This is a genomic window from Methanospirillum sp. (genome assembly GCF_035560735.1).
GTDB lineage: Archaea > Halobacteriota > Methanomicrobia > Methanomicrobiales > Methanospirillaceae > Methanospirillum.
Genome location: NZ_DATMYY010000068.1, coordinates 1 through 3,144, shown reverse-complemented (window position 1 = coordinate 3,144; position 3,144 = coordinate 1). Strand labels below are relative to the sequence as shown.

The 3,144-nt window shown below is 41.8% G+C and carries 5 protein-coding genes; 2 read left to right on the top strand and 3 right to left on the bottom strand.

Going from position 1 to position 3,144, the window contains the following annotated elements; genetic code table 11:
• On the top strand, positions 1-730 hold a 730-nt coding region (locus VN429_RS01860), incomplete at its 5' end, for an energy-coupling factor ABC transporter permease (RefSeq protein WP_325629185.1).
• The gene (locus VN429_RS01855; RefSeq protein ID WP_325629183.1) at positions 727-987 is read left to right on the top strand and encodes a hypothetical protein; all 261 of its coding nucleotides are present in this window, start codon (positions 727-729) and stop codon (positions 985-987) included. The genes VN429_RS01860 and VN429_RS01855, both read left to right, overlap by 4 nt.
• Here VN429_RS01855 and VN429_RS01850 read toward each other — a convergent pair.
• From VN429_RS01850 to VN429_RS01840, 3 genes are all read right to left on the bottom strand, one after another.
• Entirely contained in the window at positions 977-1,534 is a 558-nt protein-coding gene (locus VN429_RS01850) for a YeeE/YedE thiosulfate transporter family protein (protein WP_325629181.1), read from the bottom strand. The genes VN429_RS01855 and VN429_RS01850 overlap by 11 nt on opposite strands.
• Positions 1,535-1,536: 2 nt before the next feature.
• Positions 1,537-2,058 (bottom strand): YeeE/YedE thiosulfate transporter family protein, encoded by a 522-nt coding sequence (locus VN429_RS01845; RefSeq protein ID WP_325629179.1) that lies wholly within the window; start codon positions 2,056-2,058, stop codon positions 1,537-1,539.
• A gap of 81 nt (positions 2,059-2,139) precedes the next feature.
• Positions 2,140-3,144: PAS domain S-box protein (locus VN429_RS01840; RefSeq protein ID WP_325629177.1), on the bottom strand; the 1,005-nt coding region annotated here is incomplete at its 5' end.

The following is a 3,144-nucleotide window of genomic DNA, read 5'->3' as shown; positions in this document are numbered from 1 at the left end:
TGGTATTATACCAAATTTCAGGAAAGGTATTTACCACTTTTTTGCGATACTGTATCTGAAAGATACGCAGGGTTTCATTATGGCACATATTCATCTTGAGGATGGGTCTTTTACTGTATTCTGGGTTTTGTTATGGTGGCTGATTGCCATACTTCTCATTGGTATTGCATTATACCTGCTTAGATCCAGTAAAAAACCTGATCCCAAAAAAATTACAATTGCTGCATTTATAACTACAGCGGCATTTGCTATCTTTCAGGTGCAGGTTCCTGTCTTTGGAGGAGTTCATCTGAATTTGACTCCTCTTATTGGTATTCTGGCAGGTCCTCTTCTTGGTACCCTGATAATTTTCATAGTCAATATTCTATCAGCGGCAATCGGTCATGGAGGTTGGGGCCTTGTCGGAGCAAATGTCCTTGTGAACCTGTCTGAAGTCATCGTTGCATGGTATGTATTCAGATCGATGAATAAGATCACTTCTAACAAGTTCTCAAGTGCTGGTGTTGCTGCGATTATATCTCTCTTTGTTGGGAACCTGGTTATGATGGCAATTATTCTGATTTCCGGGATACAGGGTGTCCATCAGACTCCGGGCGAACTGTTTACAGGTCTATCATTACTCGCAGCAGTGAATATGGGTGTTGCAGTGATAGAGGCGTTTATCACCGGTTTTATTATCGTGTATATCGGAAAAATCCGGCCAGATCTTCTGGAGGGATCAAAGAAATGAACAAGCAGGAGATACGGGGGATATTTATCTTTGGAATCCTCGCGGTTGTTGTAGTGCTGGCAGCACTGTTCGCTCTTGAATTAACAGGAACTATGGGCATTGAGGATCGATACAACCATGCCGTTGGACTTCCATTAGAAGAAGAATCAGGAGAGAGTGGGTTTTCACTTGAGGGGAACCCACTATTTTATCTTGGAATCCTCGGAATACTGGTTATAATCTCTTTTGTTTTATACGAGTATCATATCAGAGTTTAAATATCTCAAGGACAATGAGGAATCCGCTCATCAGGATAACCATTGCCAGTACTACAACCCACGAAGGGAGCCTCAGCAGCTGTGGTATTGTATCAACAGGAAAGACCCCTCTATCCATACATTTTTTATTTATTGCAGGATAGAGGTGGGCAAATAATCCGGTGCCGATTAGCATACCAACTCCTCCTCCAAGAAGAGCATCCATCTGTCCGGTACCAATGGCTCCTGCAAGAGTCCCCGGACAGAACCCAAGAATTGCAAACCCGATCCCGAAAATGCATCCACCGATAACGGTTGATCCTACTGATCCTCTGAATACATGAAAATCCAACCATCCCAGATGTTTCATGATATGTAGTCCAATCATGCCGACAATGACTGCTGAAAGCATCAGTTTTAGAACAGTAAAATCAGTGAGGAGTAACTGACCGATGATCACATCATACGAGGTCACTCCGCCTTTTTGTAGAAAAAATCCAAACCCAATGCCGAATATCAGCCCAAGTACGAGCTGCATGGTTGGGTTTCGATGAAGTTTCTCAAACATGATTATACCAGTATCCTAAAAATTATGAGACATGCTCCTATTCCGACTCCAAACATGCATGCAACAGCAACGAAACTTGCCAATGATAATTGTGGGATTCCGCTAATTCCATGACTACTTGGGCAGCCCCAGCACCATCTGGCACCTAGCCCGATTAGGGCTCCTCCTATTATTGCGGTGATCAATCTGAGTACAGGGTTATCTCCAAAAGATGCTGAGAAAGTGTGGGGAATCCAGGTGATATGGAATGTTCCTGAAAGAAGCGAACTGATAAATGCTCCGATAATGATGCCAAAAACAAACATCCATTGCCAATCAACGTGGAGAGGAAATTCCTTGAAGTACTCTTTTTCTTCTACTTTCTTTCTGCCTCGCAAAAGACTTTCAATCATTCCAGCAACACCAGTGAATGCTGCTCCACATCCAAATGGACGGTTTGAAAGAAGCATCGCAAAGCAGAGTAATACACCGATCCCGATTCCGGCAATATATGGTGACCAAAGTGGTGCAGTAAAAGGGTCCATAATAATAAAAGATATCATGGATTTTAGTGGAATTTAAGTTTGTGATAAAATTCCTAAAAAATGACCTGTTCTTGAAATAAATTATACTTTTGAGAAAAGAACCATAATTGCAGGCCTGCCTTGAAAAATAAATGGCGCTGTTCTCACTTCAACATTGATGAAATTTCCATCCGCCCTGATAAACCGTTCAAGAATTGTGGGTATGGCTCCTGTATGTACTTCAATCATCCGGCTTACGACCTTCTCTCTTAAAGCGGGATCAACTAACTCTAAGGCATTTTTTCCGATAAGATCATTTGGGTTATCATATCCAAGTAATTGGGATCCAAATGGGTTGACATACTGAACGATACCATCCTGGTGAATGCCGATACCATAATGCGATGTTTCGATTATGGTTCTGAATTTTTCTTCACTCTCTATTAGTGCAGATTCCACTGCTTTAGACTGGGTAATATCGGAGAGCATTGCAAATGAGCCCATGTACCCTGCCTCTTTATCCAAAAGAGAAGTTACAGATATCTGCATCCAACAGATTTGTCCATCCTTGCGTACAAATCTCTGCTCATATTTATCATTTACTCCCTTCTTTCTCTGTTCCATTCGTATTTCATGCTCTTGAAGATCTTCAGGAATCATAAATGAGGTGATATTTTTTATGAGCATCTCTTCAGAACTGTAACCAAGCAACTCTGTAAGACGATGGTTCACATACACCGTGTTCATCTGTTTATCTAACTGCCAGATTCCTTCCTGTGCAGTATCAACTATCGTGCGGAACTGCTCTTCCTTTTCCTGGATTATCTGTTCTGTCTTTTTACGCTCGGTAATATCAGTGGCTATTCCAAGCCGTACAAGTCTTCCGTCGGTCCAGGTTATAGCCCTGTCCCTGCAGTCATACCAGCGGTTAACATCAGGGTTGTAGTATTCCCACCTATACACCCCAGTAGGGGTTCCATTATCGATAAGTCTTTCATTCGTGCAAAAATGACACGGATGATCTATATCTTTTTGAAAGAAGGAGTAGCATTTTTTGGAGATAGGATCTCCGTATAACGATCTGATTTTTTTATTGATGTATAGGAT